The sequence below is a fragment of the Streptomyces pimonensis genome (assembly GCF_041380215.1).
Lineage (GTDB): Bacteria > Actinomycetota > Actinomycetes > Streptomycetales > Streptomycetaceae > Streptomyces > Streptomyces pimonensis.
In genome coordinates this window covers 1-743 of record NZ_JAHWZY010000134.1, presented here as the reverse complement: position 1 = coordinate 743, position 743 = coordinate 1, and the positions used below count along the sequence as shown (strand labels likewise).

The following is a 743-nucleotide window of genomic DNA, read 5'->3' as shown; positions in this document are numbered from 1 at the left end:
TAGGGCCTGTATCGAGTCGTGATCAGTTTGTCGGATCCGCCCTCGCTCCGAGGGCGGATCCGGTAGTCCAGTGCACATGACGCGTGCGCAACTGACGGACGAAGAATGGGGTTTCATCGAGCCGTACCTGCCGGTCGGCGAGTACGGCCCGTATCCCGAGCGGCTGCGGCAGCAGTTCGAGGGTGTGATCTGGAAGTTTCGCTCGGGAGCGCAGTGGCGGGAGGTGCCGGAGCGGTTCGGTGCCTGGTCCACCGTGCACAACCGGTTCCGGCAGTGGCGGGACGCCGGGGTCTTCGAGGCCCTGCTGGAGGGGATGATCTCCGAGGCGGCCGAGCGGGGCAGGGTGGACCTGTCGCTGGTCAGCGTGGATTCCACGACGGTTCGGGCCCACCACGACGCGGCCGGAATGCGCCTGGAGGAAGGTGTTCTGGACGCGTTGGAGAAGGCCGCCGTCGAGGCGGAGGCGGCCCGGCAAAAAGGGGCTGCACGAAGGAACAAGACGGACAGGGTGACGTCCGGGATCCCGGCCGGGCCGAACGGCGGCGGGTCCGGCGGCGGCACGGGCTCCGCTTGAAAGCCGCTCTGCTCGGGCGCTCGCGAGGTGGACAGACCAGCAAGATCCACCTGGCTGCGGACCGCCGCTGCCGGCCCTTGGCCCTGATCCTGACCGCCGGCCAGGCTGCGGACAGCCCGCAGTTCATCCCCGTGCTCGCCAAAGTGCGTGTCCGCGGGCCCGTCGGGCG

1 pseudogene is annotated in these 743 nt (G+C 69.6%); it reads left to right on the top strand.

Annotated features, from left to right (window positions below):
* Positions 1–76: 76 nt before the first annotated feature.
* Positions 77–743, top strand: a pseudogene (locus tag KYY02_RS33690) (transposase); the annotation flags it as partial.